At 36.3% G+C, this 23,992-nt stretch carries 19 protein-coding genes; 8 read left to right on the forward strand and 11 right to left on the reverse strand.

Annotated features, from left to right (window positions below):
- Positions 1 to 243: 243 nt before the first annotated feature.
- Positions 244 to 2,541 carry an FdhF/YdeP family oxidoreductase gene (locus tag ACXAGJ_RS17440; protein ID WP_474841466.1) on the reverse strand — a complete coding sequence of 766 codons (2,298 nt, stop codon included), beginning with the start codon at positions 2,539 to 2,541 and terminating at the stop codon, positions 244 to 246.
- Between the two features lie 143 nt (positions 2,542 to 2,684).
- The gene (locus ACXAGJ_RS17445) at positions 2,685 to 4,670 is read right to left on the reverse strand and encodes a putative porin (protein ID WP_474841468.1); all 1,986 of its coding nucleotides are present in this window, start codon (positions 4,668 to 4,670) and stop codon (positions 2,685 to 2,687) included.
- Between the two features lie 137 nt (positions 4,671 to 4,807).
- Here ACXAGJ_RS17445 and ACXAGJ_RS17450 point away from each other — a divergent pair, with 137 nt between their 5' ends.
- Both ACXAGJ_RS17450 and ACXAGJ_RS17455 read left to right on the forward strand, forming a co-directional pair.
- On the forward strand, positions 4,808 to 5,407 hold the full coding sequence (locus ACXAGJ_RS17450) for a ribonuclease HII (protein ID WP_474841470.1): 600 nt from the start codon (positions 4,808 to 4,810) through the stop codon (positions 5,405 to 5,407).
- Positions 5,408 to 5,532: 125 nt separating this feature from the next.
- Positions 5,533 to 8,007, forward strand: coding sequence for a hypothetical protein (locus ACXAGJ_RS17455; RefSeq protein WP_474841472.1), 2,475 nt, complete (start codon positions 5,533 to 5,535; stop codon positions 8,005 to 8,007).
- Between the two features lie 36 nt (positions 8,008 to 8,043).
- Here ACXAGJ_RS17455 and lipB read toward each other — a convergent pair whose 3' ends face one another.
- From lipB to ACXAGJ_RS17470, 3 genes are read right to left on the reverse strand one after another with little or no spacing between them, the layout of a single operon-like run.
- Complete coding sequence (gene lipB, locus ACXAGJ_RS17460) at positions 8,044 to 8,763, reverse strand: lipoyl(octanoyl) transferase LipB (protein ID WP_474841474.1); 720 nt, start codon at positions 8,761 to 8,763, stop codon at positions 8,044 to 8,046.
- A 52-nt stretch (positions 8,764 to 8,815) separates the two neighbouring features.
- Positions 8,816 to 9,577, reverse strand: coding sequence for a hypothetical protein (locus ACXAGJ_RS17465; RefSeq protein WP_474841476.1), 762 nt, complete (start codon positions 9,575 to 9,577; stop codon positions 8,816 to 8,818).
- 60 nt (positions 9,578 to 9,637) lie between these two features.
- Positions 9,638 to 9,796: a YqaE/Pmp3 family membrane protein gene (locus ACXAGJ_RS17470; RefSeq protein WP_474841478.1), complete on the reverse strand. Its 159-nt coding sequence runs from the start codon at positions 9,794 to 9,796 to the stop codon at positions 9,638 to 9,640.
- A gap of 112 nt (positions 9,797 to 9,908) precedes the next feature.
- Between ACXAGJ_RS17470 and ACXAGJ_RS17475 the strand changes: the two genes are divergently transcribed.
- From ACXAGJ_RS17475 to lysS, 3 genes are all read left to right on the forward strand, one after another.
- Positions 9,909 to 10,973, forward strand: a complete 1,065-nt coding sequence (locus tag ACXAGJ_RS17475; RefSeq protein WP_474841480.1) for a LuxR C-terminal-related transcriptional regulator — start codon at positions 9,909 to 9,911, stop codon at positions 10,971 to 10,973.
- A 138-nt stretch (positions 10,974 to 11,111) separates the two neighbouring features.
- Positions 11,112 to 11,576, forward strand: coding sequence for a DUF1573 domain-containing protein (locus ACXAGJ_RS17480; protein WP_474841482.1), 465 nt, complete (start codon positions 11,112 to 11,114; stop codon positions 11,574 to 11,576).
- Positions 11,577 to 11,738: 162 nt separating this feature from the next.
- Positions 11,739 to 13,427 carry a lysine--tRNA ligase gene (gene lysS, locus ACXAGJ_RS17485; RefSeq protein WP_474841484.1) on the forward strand — a complete coding sequence of 563 codons (1,689 nt, stop codon included), beginning with the start codon at positions 11,739 to 11,741 and terminating at the stop codon, positions 13,425 to 13,427.
- 63 nt (positions 13,428 to 13,490) lie between these two features.
- Here lysS and ACXAGJ_RS17490 read toward each other — a convergent pair whose 3' ends face one another.
- Both ACXAGJ_RS17490 and ACXAGJ_RS17495 read right to left on the reverse strand, forming a co-directional pair.
- Complete coding sequence (locus ACXAGJ_RS17490; RefSeq protein WP_474841486.1) at positions 13,491 to 13,955, reverse strand: MORN repeat-containing protein; 465 nt, start codon at positions 13,953 to 13,955, stop codon at positions 13,491 to 13,493.
- Positions 13,956 to 14,090: 135 nt separating this feature from the next.
- Complete coding sequence (locus ACXAGJ_RS17495) at positions 14,091 to 15,848, reverse strand: alkaline phosphatase D family protein (protein WP_474841488.1); 1,758 nt, start codon at positions 15,846 to 15,848, stop codon at positions 14,091 to 14,093.
- A gap of 179 nt (positions 15,849 to 16,027) precedes the next feature.
- Here ACXAGJ_RS17495 and ACXAGJ_RS17500 point away from each other — a divergent pair, with 179 nt between their 5' ends.
- Positions 16,028 to 16,630, forward strand: a complete 603-nt coding sequence (locus tag ACXAGJ_RS17500) for an SPOR domain-containing protein (RefSeq protein ID WP_474841490.1) — start codon at positions 16,028 to 16,030, stop codon at positions 16,628 to 16,630.
- A gap of 80 nt (positions 16,631 to 16,710) precedes the next feature.
- Here the strand turns inward: ACXAGJ_RS17500 and ACXAGJ_RS17505 are convergent, their stop codons facing one another.
- The 4 genes from ACXAGJ_RS17505 to yiaA form a co-directional block, all read right to left on the reverse strand.
- A complete protein-coding gene (locus ACXAGJ_RS17505; protein ID WP_474841492.1) occupies positions 16,711 to 17,055 on the reverse strand; it encodes a DUF6515 family protein in 345 nt (114 codons plus the stop codon).
- 56 nt (positions 17,056 to 17,111) lie between these two features.
- The gene (locus ACXAGJ_RS17510) at positions 17,112 to 17,669 is read right to left on the reverse strand and encodes a GDYXXLXY domain-containing protein (RefSeq protein WP_474841494.1); all 558 of its coding nucleotides are present in this window, start codon (positions 17,667 to 17,669) and stop codon (positions 17,112 to 17,114) included.
- The gene (locus ACXAGJ_RS17515; RefSeq protein WP_474841496.1) at positions 17,666 to 18,967 is read right to left on the reverse strand and encodes a DUF2157 domain-containing protein; all 1,302 of its coding nucleotides are present in this window, start codon (positions 18,965 to 18,967) and stop codon (positions 17,666 to 17,668) included. The genes ACXAGJ_RS17510 and ACXAGJ_RS17515 overlap by 4 nt, the downstream gene beginning before the upstream one ends.
- Before the next feature lie 152 nt (positions 18,968 to 19,119).
- A complete protein-coding gene (gene yiaA, locus ACXAGJ_RS17520) occupies positions 19,120 to 19,599 on the reverse strand; it encodes an inner membrane protein YiaA (RefSeq protein WP_474841498.1) in 480 nt (159 codons plus the stop codon).
- A gap of 157 nt (positions 19,600 to 19,756) precedes the next feature.
- Between yiaA and ACXAGJ_RS17525 the strand changes: the two genes are divergently transcribed.
- Both ACXAGJ_RS17525 and ACXAGJ_RS17530 read left to right on the forward strand, forming a co-directional pair.
- On the forward strand, positions 19,757 to 21,244 hold the full coding sequence (locus ACXAGJ_RS17525; protein WP_474841500.1) for a hypothetical protein: 1,488 nt from the start codon (positions 19,757 to 19,759) through the stop codon (positions 21,242 to 21,244).
- A gap of 107 nt (positions 21,245 to 21,351) precedes the next feature.
- Entirely contained in the window at positions 21,352 to 23,847 is a 2,496-nt protein-coding gene (locus ACXAGJ_RS17530) for a zinc-dependent metalloprotease (protein ID WP_474841502.1), read from the forward strand.
- The last annotated feature ends 145 nt before the right edge of the window (positions 23,848 to 23,992 follow it).

The raw sequence follows: 23,992 nt of genomic DNA on the forward strand, positions 1-23,992 counted from the left end.
GCAAATATACAACCCCTTTTTTATCCACCAAAACTTTTTTGAAATATTTTTAAAAAGTTTTTCCGAAGCTGTCAATGAACATTACTAAACCACTCATCTCCTCAAATCTCTTCCCCGTTTAGCGGCTGCAAACATACAGCCTTTTTAATTATCAACAAGACTTTTTTAAAGTTTTTTTAATCTTTTTTTAATCCAAAAACTCAACACACTAATACACCATTACTTACAGCTAGAAAAAAAAATTTATGCCCTCACAATTTTCACAACAATGGATTTACTAATAGGTGTATTACTCTTGTCTGCAAAATGATTATAAGGGACCAAAACATTTGTCTCAGGGAAATATGCGCCTAAATTACCTTTTGGAATATTATAGGGAATCGCTAAAAAGTTAATTGCTTTTCGTTCTACTCCATCATATTGACTTATCAAATGAACAACATCAAATTTTTGCAATGCATGCTCCTGCATGTCTTGTTCATTCATAAACACTACTCTTCTCTCGTTATATATCCCTCTATACCGATCATCTAATCCATATATAGTAGTATTAAACTGATCATGAGATCGAATCGTCATTAACAAAAACTCATCTTCTTTTATTTGATGATCCGGCAAACTGCATATACTAAATTGGGCTCTTTTATTGGGCAGTCTACTAAAATCCAAATCTCTTACATTATTAGGAAGATAAAAACCAACCCCTTTTGAACGGTCATTAAGTTCTTGAAACCCGTTGACCACTTTTTCTATTTTCTCTCTTATTAGCTCGTAATCGGTGGACAATCCTCCCCAATCGACAACATGATCTTTTTTGAAGTACGCTTCTGCAATTCCACCGATAATCTCAGGCTCACTTTTAAGATTAACAGAAGCAGGAGGCAACATCCCTTTTGATCGATGCACTTTCCCCATACTATTTTCTACTGTAAAAAATCTTGGTCGACCTTCTTTTATATCTTGTTCTGACCTACCTAAAGTCGGCAAAATCAATGCGGTTTTTCCTGCCACCAAATGCGTTCTGTTTAATTTGGTGCTTATATTCACTGTTAGATTACAATTAAATAAAGCTTGGGCCGTATATTCAGTATCAGAAGCTGCAGACAAAAAATTACCTCCCAGTGCAATGAAAACTTTAGCTTTCCCTGTATTCATAGCTTCTATGGCATGCACCGTATCCAATCCTTCCTTGTCTGGAGGCGTAAACCCAAAGGTATTTTCAATAGCCTCATTGAGCGCTGGTGATACATGATGCATAATCCCAACGCTACGATCCCCTTGCACATTACTATGACCCCTTACCGGACAAGTTCCTGCTCCAGGTTTACCCAAACTTCCTTTCAGCAACAGCAAATTCACACATTCTTTAATATTCTCTACTCCATTTTTATGTTGAGTGAGCCCCATCGCCCAGCAAATAATAATTCTCTTTTTGTGCGCTAGCAGATCAACCGCTTGGTCAATTATCTTTTCTGAAACACCGCATTGCTCCAAGAGCTCCTGATCAGAATACATATCCACATCCTTCACTAATGCTTCATATCCTTGGGTATACGCTTTGATAAATTCATGATCAACAACCCCTCCTCGTTCTTTCTCTAATCTTATCAGTTTTTTAATCATCAATTTCAATAGTGAAACATCTTGATTTATTTTTACCTGAAGATGTATGTCGGTAAGAGCTGTACCCGATGCCAGAACCCCTTTAATTTCCTGAGGGTTTTTAAACCGTATTAAACCTGCTTCTTCTAAAGGATTAACACTAATCACTTTGCCTCCATTTTCTTTACATTTTTGTAATGCAGATAGCATTCTGGGGTGATTCGTTCCTGGATTTTGCCCAATTACCATCACCACCTCAGCTTTTTCAAAATCTTCGAGCTTTACCGAACCTTTACCAATCCCCAAAGTTTCTTTTAATGCTACACCACTAGACTCGTGACACATATTTGAGCAATCTGGCATATTATTGGTTCCAAAAGCTCTTACAAAAAGTCCATATAAGAATGCTGCTTCGTTACTAGATCTCCCAGAAGTATAAAACACCCCTTGATCTGGATGATCCAAGGCTTGTAATTCTTCTGCAATTAAGGCAAATGCATCCTCCCAAGTAATCGGTTCATAATATATAGAATCAGGTCGCAACACCATAGGATCTGTCAACCGTCCACTTTTACCTATTTGATAGTCTGACCACTGTGACAGTTCTTCTACAGAATGCTTTGCAAAAAAGTGTTGATCTACCCTTTGATTGGTTGCCTCTTCTGCAATGGCTTTCACCCCATTTTCACAATACTCCCCTAATTTTGAAGGTTTGTCAGGATCAGGCCAGGCACAACCAGGGCAATCAAATCCATCTTTTTGATTCATTTTACCAAGTACCTGAAACGACTTTGTGACTCCCATTTCTTTGAAAGCGTGTTGAAGAGCCACTTTTACCGCCGGTAATCCGGCAGCATACACAGCAGGTTCTTTTACTTTGATTCCTGTAAATGATGTAGGGCCTAAAACGGATATATTTCTTTTATTAATGATGCTCATGTATCTTGATCTAAATAAAATGTGAGGAATACCAAAGATACATCTTAATCCCAGATTTGCGCCAGGGATTGAAGTGAAAATCCCGGATCTGCCAAACGCAGAACGGAATTGAAACGGAAAGCCCGCCCGGGCGCCCTAAAACATTATAAGAAGAAGTTCCACACCAGTCCAAATCGAATCACAGCATCTCTATAAGCATAACCAGGAGCAGAAAATTCATTATTTTGACTAAAGGCTTCGGAAAAGTTTTCTACTTTAAAGAAAATTCGGGTTTGCCGGACTTTTGCATTAAAAAAGAGGTCAATTTGAGGGAAACCACCGATCTCTTGATCGTTTTGAGAATAAAATTCGGACAACACAGGATCGTATGCATCTCCATTATAGGCCGAGAAATACTTGAACGTAATCCCAGTTTGTAGAAATAACGCATTATTCTTAAACCAATGGTCTTCGTAAAACAAACTATTACGAGTTATAATCTCTGGCACGTTATATATCTGATCTCCGCCCTGTACACTCTGATACATCACAGTATTCTCTAACCCTATCTTACCAAACTTAAAGCCGTTGGTCAATTTTACCTTTAGCACATCAATATTGTCCGCTGTTTGTAGAGGAACCGTAATCGAATCTGCATCTTTGGCGAAATAGGTAAAATTCTTAATCGTACTGTAACTTGCCTCGATATTGGCGATGTTTTTGGCTTTTAGGTTAAGCGATATTTTTTGTGTTTCGGTATTCTCGAAATCATTTTGCCAATTGTAATTGACATAATCGTTTTGATATAACAAGAAGTTATAATTGGGTGCCACAGAATTGGAACTGATTTTTGCTTGTAACCCATACTTCTCGTTTAATTGGTAACCAGCTCCAGCATTTACATAATGTCCGTCAAAATCACCAGATACCAAGGTCATTCCATCCGCAAAAAGCTCAAAACCTTTATAGTTATTGGTATACCGTCCACCTACCGAAAAGACATCTCCTTTTATTCTGTTGGTGATATTAATTTGATTCCCTTCGGAATCGACCTGGCTAAGAATACTATTATATCCATAATTATAATTAGAGCTTCCTCCGATCACTCTGAGGTTCCCTAACCATTTATTATCAAATTCTAAGAACACCTGATTGCTAAAATCTTCAAGTGCAACCTTATCTGATAGTGCTCCACTCTGATACGCTTCTCCAAAAATGTTTCTGGGCGCAATAGCTGCCTGATCAAATTGGAACGATTTATCGGTAAGATCCATAATATGTCCTATGGCTAATCCCGTACCGCTACTATCGGTTCTTTTGAGTATTTCAAATTGGTGATTGAGATAAAACCGTTTCCCTAAAAGGATACTTTCTGCATTTTCAAAATTAACGGTTATTGAAGCTCGATCTGCAAACTCTGCTTCCTCTCCTACAAATTGCCCTTGTGCCAAATATTGGTCAATCCCCTCGGGAGAAAGTCCACCATTCTCTTCGTTCAATAAATCCTGAGAAACGAAATGTGTTTTTATTTGATATCTTTCGTTTTTGGTGATATAGCTTAAAGTAGATCGGAAATTTCCTGTACTCGTCAAGGCGTGTTGATATTTACCTAACGATCTTACTCCTTTGTAAGCGATAGATAAGTTTAGTCTCGGTGAAGTATTTACCGTAAAAAACGCATCTAATTGTTGCCCTTGTTCAAAAGTGGTTTTAAAATACAATTCGGTAAGCGGCGTAGGCACTTGATAATAGTTGATATCATCTGCCTCCATAAAATTAAAATGCCTGGCTCTTGCACCAAATAACGGTAACAAATGATCTCTTTCTTCTCTTTTTGCTAGGCTATTATAAGTTTGTCCAACATTATTGATAGGCAATAGTTCAAAATCGTCTCTTCTGAGGTAGTTGAATTGATAATCTTTTTGCAAGGTAAGTGTAGTATCTACAAAAGTAGTATCATTTTGTACAGAAATGATCTTATAAGCTGTAATCGGTGGTTTTTGCTTTTTATCTTTGGACGAACTGGATGAATTGCGAATAGATCGCTCATCTAAGGTCTGCCCATTTTCTGTTTCATTCTGGTTTCTTTGCTGAGCCCACTGAGCAGCACTATAGATTAATAAAAGTACTAATATTATGTTTTTTCTCATTAGCGTATTTGAACTGTGGCAAAAATATACTTTTTTAACGAAAGTAAATGATAGTCATTGTCTGATTTAGACGATTGTTATTTTCAATTTTTAAAAATAGTTTTTTCGAAATTGAACACATCCTGTATCTTCGCAATATGCTTACATTGAAATTAAACACTGATCTGTTGGAATGCGGCACAGATGAAGCAGGGCGTGGTTGCCTAGCGGGACCAGTTACTGCTGCAGCCATCATTCTTCCAGATGATTTCAAAAATAAAATCCTAACTGACTCCAAACAACTTAGCGAGGCAAAAAGAAAATCTCTAAAACCTCTATTAGAAGACTGTTGTATTACCTATGGTGTTACACATATTTTTATGGATGAAATCGATAAGATCAATATTCTAAACGCTTCTATTCTTGCTATGCAACGATCTATTGAGCAATTAAACCCTCAGCCCGAACATATTGCAGTAGATGGAAATAAGTTCAAACCTTATCATAATATCCCACATACTTGCGTTATAAAGGGTGACGGCAAATATTTAAATATTGCAGCGGCTTCAGTATTAGCCAAAACGTATAGGGATGAATATATGGAGAAAATCCACGAAGAGTTCCCGATGTATAACTGGAAGAAAAACAAGGGATACCCTACTAATGAACACAGAGAAGCAATTCGGAAATATGGAATCACAAAATACCATCGCAAAAGTTTCAGATTACTTCCAGAACAATTAACACTTGATCTTTAAATAATTATATCTTTGAAGCGATTAACAAACCCATGGTTTTATTCAAAATTTGCTCGTTTTAAAGAGGTCTTAAAGCTGAATTTTTAATGTTGACATATCAAATCAGGAATACAAATCGAATTTATATGATGAAAAGAATAATTAGCATTCTACTAATTTTTATTGCTATTTCTTGTGACACCACCCCAAAAAAATCAAATTCTTTAATCGAGTATATCCCCAGAGATGCTCAGGTAATTATTAAAATCAATAACCTCGATAAATCATCAAGCTCGCTTAGAGACAATCATTTTGTCAAAACCAACAATCAATTAGCTTTTATTCAATATTTCAAAAAGTTATCCATTTTGGATCAAACCCATAAGAATGAAGGCTTACTATGTTTTTCACCTAGAGGAAAAAATGATTTTGAATACACCTATGTTTCTAAATTCGATCCTCAACTCATTGAACAGGACTCCATCCATAAGAAAGATATTAAAACCATAAACTACGACGAGCATGTAATCTATGAAATCACTACAGGAGGAGATAATTATTATGCCACCAGACAAGATAGCATCCTTATTGCTTCCTCTTCTCAATTATTGATCGAAAATGCTATTCGGATACAAGCGAATCCATTACCCATAGACAGTGATTTAGAAAAAGTATATAATGTATCTGGTACTGACAATAATTTGTCTGTGTTGATCAATGGTAAAAAACTTAAGAGCCTTCATAATTCTTTATTACCAAAAACCACACTAGAGGATCTGGGTAATTTTAGTGGCTGGACTTCTCTTGATGCAACGATCGAACAAAATGCTATCAAATTTGATGGAATTGCTGTCGAAAAAGATTCCTTATCCAGCACCATTGGGATTTTTGACAATACTATTGCGCAGACCAACCAACTTTCTAAAATTACTCCTACAGGAGCCAAAGGATTCATCTCCTATACCTATGATGATTTCCTGACCTTAAAAAACAATTTATCCAGGGCTCAAGACAGAGATGTTGAGGATATCCCTAATCAATTAGATGAAGTATTTGCAGGGATATCAGAGATTGGTCTTATTTTTCTAGAAAAAGAAAAGGTTTTGGTTTTGAATGCTATTGACGGCACCTCAACAGCAGAGGAATTAAATGGAGAAAAAGCGGATACCTATAGAAACATTTCCATTTTTCGTTACTCTGATGCCGCCATTTTTTCGCAGGTTTTGCATCCATTAGTCCAGGACTTTGAAGGTAAATTTTATTTTGTAAAAGACGATTTTGTGGTTTTCGGTAGTTCTATGAGTGCTTTACGAGATATTATTGCTAATGTACTAAATCAAACACTGCTGGACCAGCAAGGGTATTACAGCAGTGCTGTTAATGGATTATCTAGTGAAGCGTCTATTCTTGCTGTAAGCACTGTCAAAAACATAAAAGAATACGTATCTGCAAACGCCAAAGAGGATTACCAAAAAGAATTAGAAGATGTAAAAGACAAAGGGTACGAGATAGGAGCTTTACAAATTATCAAAGAAAATGATTTTGCCCATATCCATGGAATATTACAGAAAAATGCAGCAAAAGGCTCTGCTACCTCTGTTTCTCAGGCAGCTTCGACTACCTTGGAAAATAAAATTCTAAACACCCCAGTACTGGTAAAAAATCACCGTAGTAAAGGTATGGACGCCACCATACAAGATATCGACAACAATCTATATCTGATTTCGGACAAAGGATCCATATTCTGGAAAAAACAAATCGACGGGGAGATTTTGGGAGATATACAACAAATCGATATCTATAAAAACGGAAGATATCAGCTTCTTTTCAATACGGCCAACACTTTGTATCTTGTCGACAGAGATGGAAATGATGTTGCTCCGTATCCAAAGAAGTTTGACACCCCTATTACGCAACCGCTATCTTTATTCGACTATGATAAAAGTAAACGATACCGAATCGTAATCACCCAGGGGAATCAGGTAAAAATGTTTAATGCTGAAGGAGATATCGTGACCGGATTTGGTTTTAAAGGCACTGAAACCGATATTATTCTCCCTCCGAAGCACATTAGAATTGGCACCAAAGATTATTTACTCTTTGCAGAGAAAAACGGAACGCTTTCTATATTAGATCGATTAGGAAGACCCAGGGTAACTGTAAAGGATAAAGTTGATTTCTCACAGAATCCATGGTATCAATATCAGGATAAATTTACCTCTACTACCAAGGATGGAAAGTTGATTCAAATCTTGACAGATGGTAGTGCGGTTACTCAAAACTTGAAACTTACAGGTGAGAATAGTGGAATGGTGGCCACCAACAAGACGCTAGTCACTTTTTCTGAAAACAAACTTTCTATAAAAGGGCGAACGGTAGAATTGGAATATGGTGTATATACGAAACCACAATTATTCTATATCAACAATAAAATTTACGTAACGATTACTGACACTCAAGCAAAAAAGGTGTTTTTGTATGATAGTAATGCAGAATTACTACCCAATTTCCCAGTGTATGGAAACTCTGCAATCAGTATGGGGAATATGGATAAAGACCCAAATCTAGAATTTGTTGTACAAGGTGAAGATAACAGTATATTGATCTATCAGATTAATTAAATCAAAATACTTACAATATAGTATACCGAAGTTGACTTAGTTAGCTTCGGTTTTTTGTTGGATCCACTCCGCTTCAAAAAGGGTTTTGAAATGTTTCAGTAGTTTTTCTTTCACTTCTTCTACAGAAATGCTTTCCTTGCCTAATTCTACGTTTAGTGAAGTGACCGCTTTCCCTTTGATACCACAAGGAATGATATTGTCAAAATAGCCAAGATCCGCATTTACATTGAACGCAAACCCATGCATGGTCACCCATCTGCTTGCTCGTACTCCCATAGCACATATTTTACGCGCAAATGGAGTTCCTACGTCCAGCCAAACACCGGTCTCACCTTCACTCCTTGTTCCTACGATTCCATATTCTGCAAGAGTAAGGATAACCATTTCTTCCAAAAAACGAAGGTACTTATGAATATCAGTAAAAAAATTATCCAGGTCCAAAATAGGATATCCTACGATTTGCCCTGGACCATGATACGTAATATCTCCTCCTCTATTTATTTTGTAGAAAGTAGCACCCTTTTGAGACAGCTGCAATTCATTGAGCAGAAGATTACTCATATCCCCACTTTTTCCTAACGTATACACATGTGGATGCTCTACAAACAGAAAATAATTAGGCGTTTCCAAACCTGCATCTTCTCTTCGATTTTTAACTTTGATATCTAAAATCTCACGGAAAAGTTCTTCCTGATAGTCCCAGGTCTCTTTATAATCCTTGTAGCCTAGCTCCTGCAGTTGTATCTTCTTATTCATTATTGCAAAGATACAACATTAAAAAAAGTGTCTAAGACTGTCACCTTTGTTTTTACTCTTCTAGTTCTACTTCTATATCTAGAATTTTAGGATTTTCCATATATTCCATAAAATCCACCTCGAGAATAAAACTCTTACCATCTTGACTAAACAAGGCCTTGTCTGAAGATATTTTCTTAATTCTCTTCGGAAAATGATAGTTCAGCTTATACTTGGAGCTGGATAAAAACATTTTCATTTGCTCCAAACTATCCAAACTTTGTTTTAATAATTCCTTATCGAGTATTTCAGTAATCCTTTTGAATTTATTGTTCTTAAAAGAATACATTACTCTAGAGGCTTCTGATTCTGATGAAGACATGTTCAAAGGAGTATTTGGGCCTTTTGCGGCACTCCTATTTTGATTACTCAAGGAGCTAGCAGTTTTAAAATCATTAAATACATCACCTAGTTCAGAAACATTTTTAAATTCTGAATACAAATCAAAATTCATTTCCTGGTCCACCGAATTCATTACCATATGCATCTTGAAGTTTTCCAATCGTTTTAGTTTATCCTGTTCTTCCTGAGGTAATTGAGCGATACTATCTTTCTTTTCCTCAAGAAAATCTTTAAAAACAATAGTGGAATCTATAATTTCTTCTTTGCCCTCTGATATTTTATCTCCACCCATTTTCATCAGTTCTGAGCCATCAAAACTGATAGACATTTTTCCACTTCCATCTTCATTAAGGTAAAGATCTTCGGTAAAGTTACATCCTATCACACATAACAAAAGGATGACACTTAAAATTCCTCTAACTAGATTTTTCATTTAATTCACTCTTTGGTTTTACACTAAGTAAAGTAACAAAAATATCCTTTAGAAATCGCACTATTTATTAGGATTATTTAATATCACTAATGCGGCAATTACTCCAGGAACCCAACCGCAAATAGTAAGCAGTAAAACAATTATTACAGAACCACACCCTTTATCAAGAACAGAAAGAGGTGGAAAAAAAATGGCTAATAAAACCCTCCAAAAACTCATAAAAAATAATAAAATTTGATTGATGTATACTTATTGGTAGTACAACTTCGTATTCTGTTACAATGTTATAAAATTAATCTCTATATTTCTGTTTTGTTTTTGACAACAACCCATGAAATTTCAGAAATATCTTCTTATCGCTCTTTTATGCTTTCCTATTTTTGGAATTGCCCAATATCAATTTACTGGACAAGTAGATAAAGACAATTGGCCTGAAGCAGTCTATCTTTCTCTTATTGAAGATTACAGAAAATTATCCGGAGTGTATCCGGAGCAGATTATACAAAAAACACAACCTGACTCTTTGGGTACTTTTATTTTTGTAGGAGACCATTTACCCCAAGGGAATCATATCTATAAAATTCAAACACATAATTGCTCGGATGCCGAGGAGGACAATGTTCATTTTGACGGTTTTTGTCCAAAGAGCAAAGAGATCCTATTTATTGCTAGAAATACAGATACAATAGCACTGCCTTTTTCTTTTGATCAAGAAATGTTCTGCAAAGTGGTCTCAACCAATCAAAAAAGTGACGCCTTTATCAAAATTGACTCGCTAATTCATGAGATGCAATACGCTTTTGGAAAATATCGAAGCACCACCAGTCAAAAAATAAATGCTGCAAAGTGGTTAACGACCTTACAGGAATATGCACAAGAACAAAACGAGCCATTATTAGAGCTTTATGTGTATAGCTTTTTATCCAATAAAAGCAACGAACTTCATAAGTACTATTTGGAGGATCTAAAGCAAAATGCCTATTACGACGAATTGCTGGATAGATTACAACAGCAATATCCAGAGAGCCGATACACAGAACAATATCGTATGGAATTAGCATCAGATAGATTTTTATCAAACCCAGAGGAACACACTGCAAAAAAACCATGGTTACCCATTATTGCTATCCTTTTACTTCTTTCGGTAGTGCTCAATTTGTTTCAGCTTTATCATCATCGCAAGAAAAAAGCAGTATCTCATCTTCTAAAAGAACAAAATCTTACGCCTCAAGAGCAAAAAATCCTGGAACTCATCCTACAAGACAAAACGAATAAAGAGATTGCAAACACCATATTTGTAAGTGTTAGTACCGTAAAAACACACATTAACAACCTCTACAAGAAATTAAACGTAACCTCCAGAGAAGAAGTTAAATCACTATATACCAGTAGTTAACAAAATTTCCACCCCGGGTCTAGTCCCGATTTCGACCCCAGTTTTTTCATTTTTCCCCTTACAAAACGGCAATTTTGACATGTTCATTTCTATAGAATGTATTTGATCAATTTATGTATTAATCCAAAAAATTAAAAGATGAAAAAACTTATGTTACCTACTATGTTAGCACTATTTCTAATTTTTAGTACTTCGTGCAAAGACAAAGCAACCGACAAAATACAAGCCGAGAATCTGGAAATAGCCGCAAACAACAGTTTAAAAATTGCAGACTTGCCAGTAATGACATTTTCGAAGGTAAGTCATGATTTTGGAACCATAAACGAAGGAGAAATCGTAAAACATCCATTTACCTTTACTAATACTGGTAATGCTCCTCTTATTATTATTAGCGCCAAAGGAAGTTGCGGATGTACGGTGAGTGATTGGCCAAAAGAACCTATTGCACCAGGTGCCGTGGGAACACTTTTGGTTACGTTTAACTCAAACGGAAAGCCAAATCTGCAAACCAAACAGGTTACGATAACAGCAAATACCGAAAAAGGAAAAGAGACCTTGAAAATTAAGGCCATGGTTACTCCAAAACATAAATCTGGACGTTAATTTTGACATCAAAAAACGAATCTTAATCCCGTCGGTTGACGGGATTTTTTGTTTTGAAATATTCCTTAAATTTTGAAAAGCAGAAATCTTTAAAATTGGGTTTCCCGAAATTGACAGATTACCACATAGTTCGTATCTTTGCCAGCTTAAAACGGCAGAATTATGCAATTATCAGAACAAGAACTTGTACGACGAGAAAAATTAAATGCGCTGCGTAATTTGGGAATCAACCCTTATCCAGCTGCTTTGTATCCAACCGATCACACTTCAGAAAAGATCAAACAGGAATTTACCGAAGGTAAAAAGGTGGTGATTGCAGGGCGACTAATGTCGAGACGTATACAAGGAAAAGCTTCTTTTGCAGAATTACAGGATGCCGATGGACGAGTGCAAGTATATTTCAATAGAGATGAGATTTGTACTGGTGAGGATAAAACACAGTACAATGAGGTTTACAAAAAACTTCTTGACATAGGTGATTTCATAGGTGTAGAAGGGGAATTGTTTACCACAAAAGTTGGTGAAAAAACAGTAATGGTAAAAGATTTTACGCTATTGAGTAAGGCGTTACGACCATTACCACTGCCTAAGACAGATAAGGACGGAAATACTTTTGATGAGTTTAACGATCCTGAACTGAGATATCGCCAACGCTATGCGGATTTGGTGGTTAACCCACAAGTAAAAGATGTTTTCGTAAAGAGAACCAAGCTTTTTAACGCCATGCGGGACTTTTTCAATGACCGAGGGTATTTTGAAGTAGAAACCCCAATATTGCAACCTATTCCGGGAGGTGCTGCGGCACGTCCGTTTGTCACGCATCACAATTCTTTGGATATTCCTTTGTATATGAGGATAGCCAACGAGTTATATTTAAAAAGACTTATAGTTGGAGGGTTTGACGGGGTCTATGAGTTTTCTAAAAATTTCCGTAACGAAGGAATGGATCGTACCCATAACCCAGAGTTCACGGCTATGGAGATCTATGTGGCTTACAAAGATTACAACTGGATGATGGATTTTTGTGAACAGTTATTAGAATTCTGTGCAATTGCCGTAAATGGCACAACCAAAGTTACTTTTGGAGATCATGAAATTGATTTTAAAGCGCCTTATGCCCGCGTAACCATGACCGATGCTATCAAACATTTTACTGGTTTTGATATTACCGACAAAACTGAAGATGAGATTCGCGGTGCAGCCAAAGAAATGGGGATAGAAGTGGACGATACTATGGGTAAAGGAAAGCTGATCGACGAGATTTTTGGAGAAAAGTGTGAAGGCAATTATATCCAACCGACCTTTATCACAGATTACCCTAAAGAAATGAGTCCTTTATGTAAGGAGCACCGAGATAACCCAGAGCTTACCGAACGTTTTGAATTAATGGTCTGCGGAAAAGAGATTGCTAATGCATATTCTGAGTTGAATGATCCTATCGATCAACGAGAGCGTTTTGAAGATCAATTAAAGCTAAGTGAAAAAGGAGATGACGAGGCTATGTTTATTGATCATGATTTCTTAAGAGCTTTAGAATATGGTATGCCTCCTACCTCAGGAATGGGAATTGGTATGGATCGTCTGATTATGTATCTTACCAATAATCAATCAATACAAGAAGTCTTGTTTTTCCCGCAAATGCGACCAGAGAAAAAGGCCGTAACCCTTACCGAAGAGGAAAAGGCAGTGGTATCTATTTTGAAAAGCACTTCTCCTATTGATTTGAATGAACTGAAGTCAAAATCAGGATTAAGCAATAAAAAATGGGATAAAACCATTAAGGGATTAACCAAAAACAAATTAGCTAAAGTAGACAAGACCGAAGAAGGATTACTTGTCGAGCTTTTGTAATTGATTAACCCCTTTTATAAAACAATTTAAGAGATGGCTTTGGTACAGTGTACCAAAGCCATTTTAGTTTTTACTCGCAACTAGAACATCAGCTTCCCATACACCTTCTTGTGTAAGGTTGCCTTCACTGTCATACGATTTTCCTTTACCATTTCTGGAATTATTTTTCCATTTTCCACTATACTTGGTGCCGTCTGACCAATACATGGTTCCTTTTCCATGACGCAGGTTATTTTTGAAAGATCCTTCATAACGATCTCCATTGGGCCATGTATACGTGCCTTTTCCAGAAATTTTATTACTCCCGAAACTCCCAGAATAGGTAGCTTTGTCAAACCATACCACATTTCCTTTCACCAAATGTCCTTGAGAAATTTCTACATCATAATATGCTCCTGCATGGGTAAATTTATGCCATCCGTTTGGTAATTGGTTGATCCCGCTTGAAACTGGATAATTTAGTTCTTGTGCTTTAACTCCCAGCACTCCGACAAGGAGTAACCCTATTAGTATTAATTTCTTTCCCATAATATTTTTTATAATGGGTCGATAAACACAAGCTCCTACTTACAGATAACCAGCTTATTTTTTGCAATTTAACCGTAACAAAAAAGGAAGTGCTATGATAAAAACACTTCCTTTTCCCCCTTTTAAAAACAAATCCTAACTATACGAAACTGTTTTCCCTACAGTTTCTGTATAATTTTCTTGAGCAATGGTATCTATAAACATCCATTGCGCTTCTGCCGTACCAGAAGTAAATATCACTTTGAGATATCCCCTCCTGGAGGTATCTGTATATTGCAAATCATCAATTAATGTTTGAAGCGAAAATTCAAAACCACTTACCTGATCACTTTCTATACCCGCAAAACTTTCAAACCCTGGCGAAGTGACCGATGATGTAGCAAACTCCACCCCGACTTCATCTCCTCCTGCGTTTTTAAGCACGTTATGCCATGCATTATGGGTGTCTCCAGCCAAACAAACCATTTTCTTTCCGTTTAACATTTCAAAAAGTTGCTCTCTTTCGGTAAAATACCCATCCCAGGCATCAAGGTTGTATGGTAATACAGTTCTAACTCTGGTAATTTCTTCGGTAGTAAGTGTAACATCTCCTGCCAATAATCTCCCTTTGATTTCGGTGAGTTGAGCTAAAGACCCCTGGAATCTGGCAGCAGTTTCTGCAGAAAGGGTACCAGCTGCTCCTATTTCTGCAACCACCTGACCGAGTAAAATCAGTAATTCTGCTGGCATAAACATTTTACCCATCAAAACTTGCTGTCCAAACACTTGCCATGAAGCACTACTAGCACTTATTGCGCCAGACAACCATTGCTTTTGGTCTGCACCTAATAGTGTTCTCCCCGGATTCAATAAAGCAGTTTGGAAAGCTTCACCATCTAATGCTCCTGTGGTGAAATCAAAGAAGTCGTTGTATGAAATTTGTTTATCTCTTCCTATAATTCGAGTATCTAACATATGAAGGCTAAGAATGGCTCCAAAATCAAAAGTTCTATAGATTTTAGAAGGATCGGTAGTTCTTACCGGAAGAAACTCGCTATACACCTGAATAGCTGTTTGTTTCCTCACTTCGTATGAACCTTCAGACTCTTGGTGGTTTTCTGCTCCATCTTTGTAAGCATCGTTGGTTACCTCATGATCATCCCAAACACAAATGAAAGGTTTTTTCTGATGAGCTAATTGCAATTGCTTATCGCTACGATATTGTCTGTATCGCTCCCGATAATCTTCTAAACTAAGAATTTCGTTTGCAGGTTCATGTACTCTATCCAGTGCTACTGTATTCTCGTTGGTGCCATATTCTCCTTCTCCGTATTCGTAGATATAATCTCCCAAATGCACTATCACATCGACATCAGAATTTGCCATAGCACCATAGGCATTAAATAACCCTGCGGCATAATTAGCACAAGAACACACTGCAAGCTTAATATTATTTACGGCATCTCCGGCCCCTGGCAAAGTAATCGTCTCTCCGGTAACCGAAACTGTTTTGGTATCAATATTGAAGAATCTGTAGTAAAATTTAGAATTGGATGGCAAATCCTGCACATCTATAGCTACCGTATAATCATTTGCTTCAAAAGTCCCAATCTCACCGCTTCTTACCACATTCTCAAATGCATTGTCGGTGGCTACCTGCCAATTCAATGTAATTCCATCTACTGGTGAAGTTTTTGTAAGGGCTTTGGAACCCGGGGTAAAACGGGTCCAAATAATTACACTTGTATTGGTAGGATCAAAACTACCCACACCTTCAAAAAAATTATCGGTTACCAAATCTGGGATTGGTGTGATCGGTAAATCATCGTCATTATCACAACTTACATATATTGGCGCCAACATAAGACCTCCCGTGGCCAAAAGGGATTTTTCGAAAAACTTTCTTCTGTTCATAGTATGCTTTTTTTAATGGCATAAAGGTATTTTCACTCTTGTAGCTAAAGGTTATGCTTCAATTAAATAAACCTTAATTGTTAGGCCATCAAGTTTACCAGATTGTAAGGTCAAAAAAAACGTCGTATTGGTGTTTGATAAGAATCTGCTATATTTGAGTGATTTAAAACCAAATGACCATGCCTTTTATCACAGACGAAGAATTACAGGATCTTAAAACTCAAGTTGAACAAGCCGAAGAATCAAAACGTAGTTCAGATTATATGCGGGACAAAGCCGTAAAGGATGAAAAAGAAAATTCTCGCAAGTTCAAAATTGCAACGATTATCCTTGGTATTTTGGCGCTACTAGGAATTGCAGGTACTGTTTATTTTATGAACTTCAATACTCCAGCCAACATGATATCTCAAAAGGATCATAAAGAGAAAGTAGGAGTATTAGAAAATAAAATCACAGAATTGGAAGGCACACTTCAAAATCTTTCTATGAATCAAGAGTTACAGGCAGAAGATTCTGGAGACGCGGGTACGTTGGATGACAAAGTAGTATATGCAGTTCAAATAGGTGCTTTTGAGGAAAAAAACCTATCCCTATACTCTGACAACTTTGTTAATTTCAAAGAAATTAAAAGTGAAGGCTTTAATAAATATGCTTTAGGTAATTTCGAAACTCTTAATGAAGCAAAGAAATTCAGAAGAGAATTAGTAAAACTAGGATTCAGAAATGCTTTTATAGGTTCGTATCAAAACGGAAAACGGGTAAAAATAGAAGAAGCCTGGTAAAAACATAAAAACAAAAAGAGGTTGATAACACGGATATATCAACCTCTTTTTTTTTGCAATCAATCAACTCAATCAAAAGATCAGACTCTAACCACAACATATTGTCGACCTGTTCTTTTGTAATACACTCCTCGGTGTTTGTAATATTTCACTCCTCTTACTTTGACTACTTTGTAACCTCTTGGCAAGGCAGCCACTCTAACTCCTACTGGAGCAGTAACCACTCGATATCCTCGATTTCTTTTCACATACCACACTCCATTACTTCGATAGTATCGTACATTATTATGTACTACTACTCTAGGATGATGCAATTTGGTCACTACAACAGTATTTGCTGGCTGCACCCTTACCGCAGTTGCACAAGAGGTAGACAGAAAAGAAATTAATAAAACAACAAGCCCCGTTTTTAGTACCATTTTCATATCCTTAGTTTTTATCATTTACTTCTTAGACAGAAAATTTGTACAAAGGTTTAATGCTATTGTTCTTTTTCTACATATTCTTTGATCGAAACACCATCAATAACTACATCACTAAGCACAGATTGCCCTTCTTTAATATGTACTTTACCATATACATCGTGATGCACATTGGTTCTATTTACTTTTCTGTAGGCCTCTTCGGCATCGTATGCTTTGGACTCCTCCATATAATATCTGTTAAACGGCAACTCAAAATTTACTACTCCATTATAATTACCAGTCACTTTGGCTAGCACAAAGTCTTTATCAATATCCAATTCGGTTTTGCTTATTTGTACTGTCTTTGCAAATCCATCTGCATCCTTATCGATATACACTTTGATTTCATCTCCATACACAATGGTAGTATCCTTCATCTTAAAGGAATTCATTTCATAATGAAGTGTAATGTACTTCCCTCTGAATGGATCTGAAGGATCAATAGGCATCGTTCTAAATTTGTATAACTCTCCTGATTTCAGAATATCCTCTTGCTCATAGATCATTTGAACGGGTATAAAAATTTGAATTAGTGCCAACACTATAAATCCTATGAATAAATGTATCGTCTTCATAATTGTAAATCTTTTAATTGTTTTTTAATTCGTTGCTGTTTTTTCAGCATCATATAATTGGTCACAAAAAAGCCAATACCTACCAAAACAAATAACACTCCCCTTAACACGAAACTCATCCCTGTATCAAAAAAACGACAAGCAATAAGAATTGAAATAATTAGTAATCCATAATTAAGAATTCCGAAATTAAACTTATTCGCTCCTATTCTTATGGCAGATATTCCTAATGCAAAAGCCAAAGCATTCATTAAGACCACCGGCACCACTTCTACTGATGAAAGGAAAAAATACACAATCGTAAACAGCACAAATGTGATCTGAAACAAATTGATTTGGCGAATTCCTTTTTTTATGAAATGATAAATAACAAGCCCAAATGCTATCAAAAAGAGTGCTGTGCTGATATACACCTCCTGTAAACCATACTCAAACTTTAGAGGTAATTCCTCCCACAACCAACGAAATGTAAATGTCAACAAGAACGAAACCGTTCCTAATGATCCAATAATCAAGTACCCATTCCTCAAGGTTCTTAAGGATTTGAATATCTCCAATCGACCTATATTATAAAGTAACCCATAAAATGTGATATAGGCTACTAGTATTAAATCTCCTTTATCACCAATAATAGTGGGTAATGCAATCGCAAAACTTATTGGTAAAATCCAATTAAAAATGGTAACTACGTTACTTAAAAGCTTTTGTTTTAAAAGGATTACATAATGTGGGATCACCAACAACATAAACAGTAGGTACAACCAAGGTGTTTGATGACTTCTGTAGTTCCAGAAACCAACTTCTGCTGCATAGTATGTACTCCAAATGACCACAAGTATTGCAATCATATGGGATCGTAACACATAAATTAATGGAAGACACAATGCTATCCACACCAAAAGGAATGAACTGATGTTCCCTGGTATGTTATAAATCTGACTTACCAAAGAAATACAGGCTCCAACGGCAAAAAACAAAAACGTACCCGAAGCCTCTCTCCAGGTTGCAGATTTATCTTTCAGAATTGAAAACCCTACAAAAAACTGCCCTATAAGTAAAGGTATAAAGGCTAATACTGTTTTTGTAATTCTCGAAAAATCGTCCCAATTATGTGCTAACATTAGAATAATTCCTGATCCTATCAGTAGCGCTCCTAATACCCCAAAAATGGTAAATAATCTATTCGGTTTACCAATATCTTTTGTGGCGTAATATTGTTCTATCTTATCTGCGAGCTCTGGCGAAATGACCTTATCTTTTACCAAAGTTTTAAGCTCTTTATTAAATCTCGAACCCATGATATAAAATTGTTTAGTTATAAATGTAAGTAAAAAGACAGCTGCTGTTACACAGCTGTCTTCCAAATCATCAAAACAAGGAGTTGACCTCCCAATCTTATCTCACTTTTATTTTTTGATCAACGAGATAAGCACAACTCCTTCTTTTGATTTTAAGTATTTCCCTTGCTTTCGATGTATTTCTTATCTCTGGTATTTTTTTGCACTGCAATTGCCGCAAATAAGCTTAAGGTAAAGGACATCCCGTAAAAACCTTTTTCACTTAATTCTAAATCTGCATTCCACAAACCAATAATCAACAACAAAATAGAAGTAAGTGTTGTGAACCAACTAATACCATAATAAATTTCGGTTACTGGGATGCCCTCTAATCTATCCCTTACACTTTTTTGCACGGACACTGCCGAGAATAATCCAAATAATAGTATTGTAAAATAATACCCTTTCTCGTTCAGAAACATATCGGCGTTCCATAAACCAATACAATAGGATATCATACCGATGAACAACGCTGCCCATGATGCTGATATGAAAGCAGGCGTTGGTTTTTGATCGTAAACTTTAGATTCTTTGTTTTCTGATGTTTGATTCATCGTATCCTCAGAAACATCACTACTAAATTTGTAATCCATAATAAATTGATTTTGATGATTTTTTCTGAGACAAAGGTGGGCCAATCTGATGGAGTACAAAATTCTATTTTACAAAAAAACTTACGATATATAAGTTAAAAATTTACATTTAATCCCATATTATACTATATTTATAGTAAATTTTACTTACGATATAATGAGTGTTATTTCTTCTATAATCCAAACCTTTTCTGAGGAAGAGAAGCGAAGTTTTATTGCGTTTCTAAAGAAAAAAAACAAAAGGAACGACACCAAAAACATCGAATTATTCAAGCTTTTGGATACTAATGAAGAAGTAAAAGATCTAGACATTTTGATTTATGGAAAGCGCTCCAAAAATGCTTATCACGCATTGAGTAAAAGACTTCATGATAATTTAATAGATTTCGTCGCCTCAAAAAGCTTTGAAGGAGAAACTTCAGAAGAGATGGATATTTTAAAACTACTACTGTCCAGTAGAATTTTCTTTGAACAAAAGCAAAACAAAATTGCTTTCAAAACCCTTCAAAAAGCCGAACAAAAGGCAAAAACATACGATCTGTATACAATTTTAAATGAAATATATTATACCAAAATTCAATACGCGCATTTAAGTTCATCCCTGCATCTCCCCGATTTGATTCACGATTTCAGAAAAAATAAGACTTCTATCCAGGAAGAGGAAAACCTTAATTTATTCTATGCAACCGTACAAAACCAACTGCATCAACAGCATGGAGATTTTAATACAGTGATCAAAAGCACTTTATCACAATTCGGAATTTCAGTTACTCAAGATCTAACCTTTAGGTCACTGTTCAAAATTTTGGAAATCACAAACAAAGCAGCTCAAGAAACCAGGGATTATTTTACCATCCTACCTTTTGTAGAAGAGGCCTACAGTAAAATCATGGATAAAGAAGAGTTGATCGACAAACACTTATTTTATCATATTCAGATTCTGTATTATGTGGCTAATGCTTATTTCAGGAATAAAGACTTTAACACCTCGATGCATCATTTATCGCAAATGAAAGAACAGATGCTAAAGCATCAGAAAAAATATTATCGTCGATTTTTTCCGCAATATACGCTACTACAAACCTTAAATCTAAATTATACTGGCGATGGAGAAAGGGCTATTGATATTCTGGAAAACTTTGAAGAACATAAATACAAAGAACAAGTTACTTACCTGTTAGATCTTAAACTAAGTCTTATTGTATTTTATTTTCAACAACTTCGATTTAGAGATGCTTTGAATGTTTTTAACAGTCTATATCATAGTGACACCTGGTATACACAAAAAGCTGGGGCACTTTGGGTTATCAAAAAGAACTTAGTCGAAATCCTTTTACGCATCGAATTGGACCACATTGACCTTATAGAATCACGAGTAAATAGTTTTCGGAAAAAACATGGCACCTACTTAAAACAGCACGGAGAAAAACGCGCCTTAGAATTCCTAAAACTTATTCTTGAATACTACAGAAAACCAGAAGTGATTACCACCGATTCTTTCCGATCAAAAATTAAACAAGCGCTTATTGATTCCCGACGGGAACAGGAGGATATTTTTGAAATGAGTTTTTACGCCTGGTTACAAGCAAAAGCACATAATAACAACTTGTATAGAATCACATTAAAGTTATTAGCGCAAACCTGATCACACGCTATTCATCAAATTAACAGCATTGTATCATGCTTTAACCAATATTTCACATAAGCGCTTATGCAATTTTATTACCTTCCGCCGTTCAAAAAAATCATTCTATGAAAAGAAATATACTTTGGCTTCTCATATTCACCGTAACATTTACTACTGGTGGATATGCGTTTCAAGCTAAAAAAAAGAGAAAAGGAAAAAAGACTGTGGTACAAAAGAAAGCTCCTGGTCAAAAAAAAGACACTGTAATGCCTTATACCAAAGTCATTACCAAACAAACAAAAACAGACAAAGGGTTATTTGATGTTCATTTTGTGAACGACAAATATTATTATGAAATTCCCGACTCATTGCTTAACAGAGAAATGTTGATGGTAACTCGAATTGCCAAAACTGCCACAGGTATAGGTTTTGGAGGGGGTAAGCAAAATACGCAAGTGCTACGCTGGCAAAAAAAGAACAAACAAATATTGCTACGTGTGGTCTCTCATCAAATCTTTGCTGCAGATTCATTACCCATTCACGAAGCGGTCGTAAATTCAAATTTTGAACCCGTATTGTATGCTTTCCCTATAAAAGCATTTCATAAGGACTCTATCCATAATGCCACGGTAATTGATGTTACTAACTTATACAAGAAAGATGTAAAAGCACTAGGTTTCCCTGCTGCGAGACGCAAAACTTACAAAATTAGCAAGTTGGATGATGCTCGATCCTACATCGATACCATAAGAAGTTATCCACTTAATATTGAAGCTCGACACATCAAAACGTATAATGCTGCAGAACCACCTTCGAATGCAAGCACAGGATCTATCTCATTAGAAATGAGCAATTCTATGATCCTACTTCCAAAAACTCCTATGAAACGTCGTTATTTTGACCAACGCGTTGGATGGTTCGCCAGAGGTCAGGTAGATTATGGCCTAGAAGCACAAAAAAGCAAGACTGTGCGTTATCTTGATCGTTGGAGACTTGAAGTCAAAGAAGAGGACATTGCCAAATTTAACCGAGGTGAACTTGTAGTACCTAAAAAGCAAATTGTGTATTATATTGATCGTGCTACACCCAAAAAATGGAGAAAGTACATCAAGCAAGGTATCGAAGATTGGCAAGTTGCTTTTGAAGAAGCTGGTTTTAAAGAAGCAATTATTGCCAAAGATCCACCTAGCGTTGAAGAAGATCCCGATTGGAGCCCAGAGGATGTACGATATTCTGTAGTTCGATATCTAGCATCTCCTATCCCTAATGCTAATGGTCCTCACGTGAGTGATCCCAGGTCCGGAGAAATATTAGAAAGTGATATTAACTGGTATCACAATGTTATGACTCTACTTAGAAATTGGTTCTTCGTTCAAACTGCAGCTATTAATCCCAATGCTCAAAATGTAGCTTTCAAAGATGAAGTAATGGGTGAACTTATTCGCTTTGTATCTTCGCATGAGGTAGGACATACCCTTGGGTTACCACATAATATGGGTAGTAGCGCTGCCTATCCTGTTGAATCACTACGAGATCCAGAATTCACAAAAAAATACGGAACGGCTCCATCCATTATGGATTATGCAAGATTTAACTATGTGGCACAACCGGGGGATGGTGATGTTGCCCTTATGCCAAAAGTAGGAATCTATGACAAGCATTCTATCCGCTGGGGTTATCGTCCAATCTTAGACAAAACCGCAGAAGAAGAAAAGAAAACCTTGGACCAATGGATTTTGAAACATCAAAACGATCCTATGTACAGATTTGGAAGACAGCAGTTTGGTGTTATAGATCCTAGTTCTCAGACCGAAGACCTGGGAGACGATGCTGTAAACGCAAGTACCTATGGAATAAAAAACCTAAAACGTATTGTTCCTAATCTAATACAGTGGACAGCAGAAGATGGTAAAAACTATGATGATCTCGAAACTATGTATGGCCAGGTATTAGCGCAATACAACAGATATATGGGGCACGTGAGCTCGAACATTGGAGGTGTATATGAATATTATAAGACCTACGACCAGGAAGGCGCCGTTTATACCCATGTCACCAAAGAAAATCAAAAGCGCGCTATGAAATTTTTGCAAGAAGAATTATTTAACACGCCGCAATGGCTATTGGATAACGCTATCTTTAACAAAATTGAATCTGCCGGAAGTGTAGAACGCATTCGTAATTTCCAATCCAGAACATTAAACCGCCTATTAGAGCATGGTCGTATGGCACGACTTATAGAAAACGAAGCATTAAATACCAATGAAGCCTATACGCTTCTTGATATGATGAGCGAATTACGCTCTGGGTTGTGGTCTGAGTTAAGAAACGGTAGAACTATCGATGTATATCGACGTAATTTGCAAAGAGCTTATGTTGATAGAATGGAGTTTTTGATGACCAAAGAACAGCCAAAAATACCAGCAAACATAAGACGTTTTGTAGTACGAACTAACGTAAACGCTTCTCAAAGTGATATCCGTGCTGTGGTAAGAGCAGAGCTAACCACATTGCGAAGAGATGCGAGAAGTGCCGCCTCTAGAACAGCAGATAGAATGACGCGTTATCACCTTTTAGATATTGCGGAAAGAATCTCCAATATTCTAGAACCCAAAAAGTAAAGCTATTGTATCATAGCATATTAAGATCCCTGCATTTCATGCAGGGATTTTTTTTGTAGTTATAATTCAACAAGGTTTAAAAAAAGCTTTTTCCAGAAATTTCCCCTACCAAAAAGGGGTGTATTCCCGATGGCGCGATAAAGAG

It is taken from the genome of Aquimarina sp. AWH4_224 (assembly GCF_056160245.1).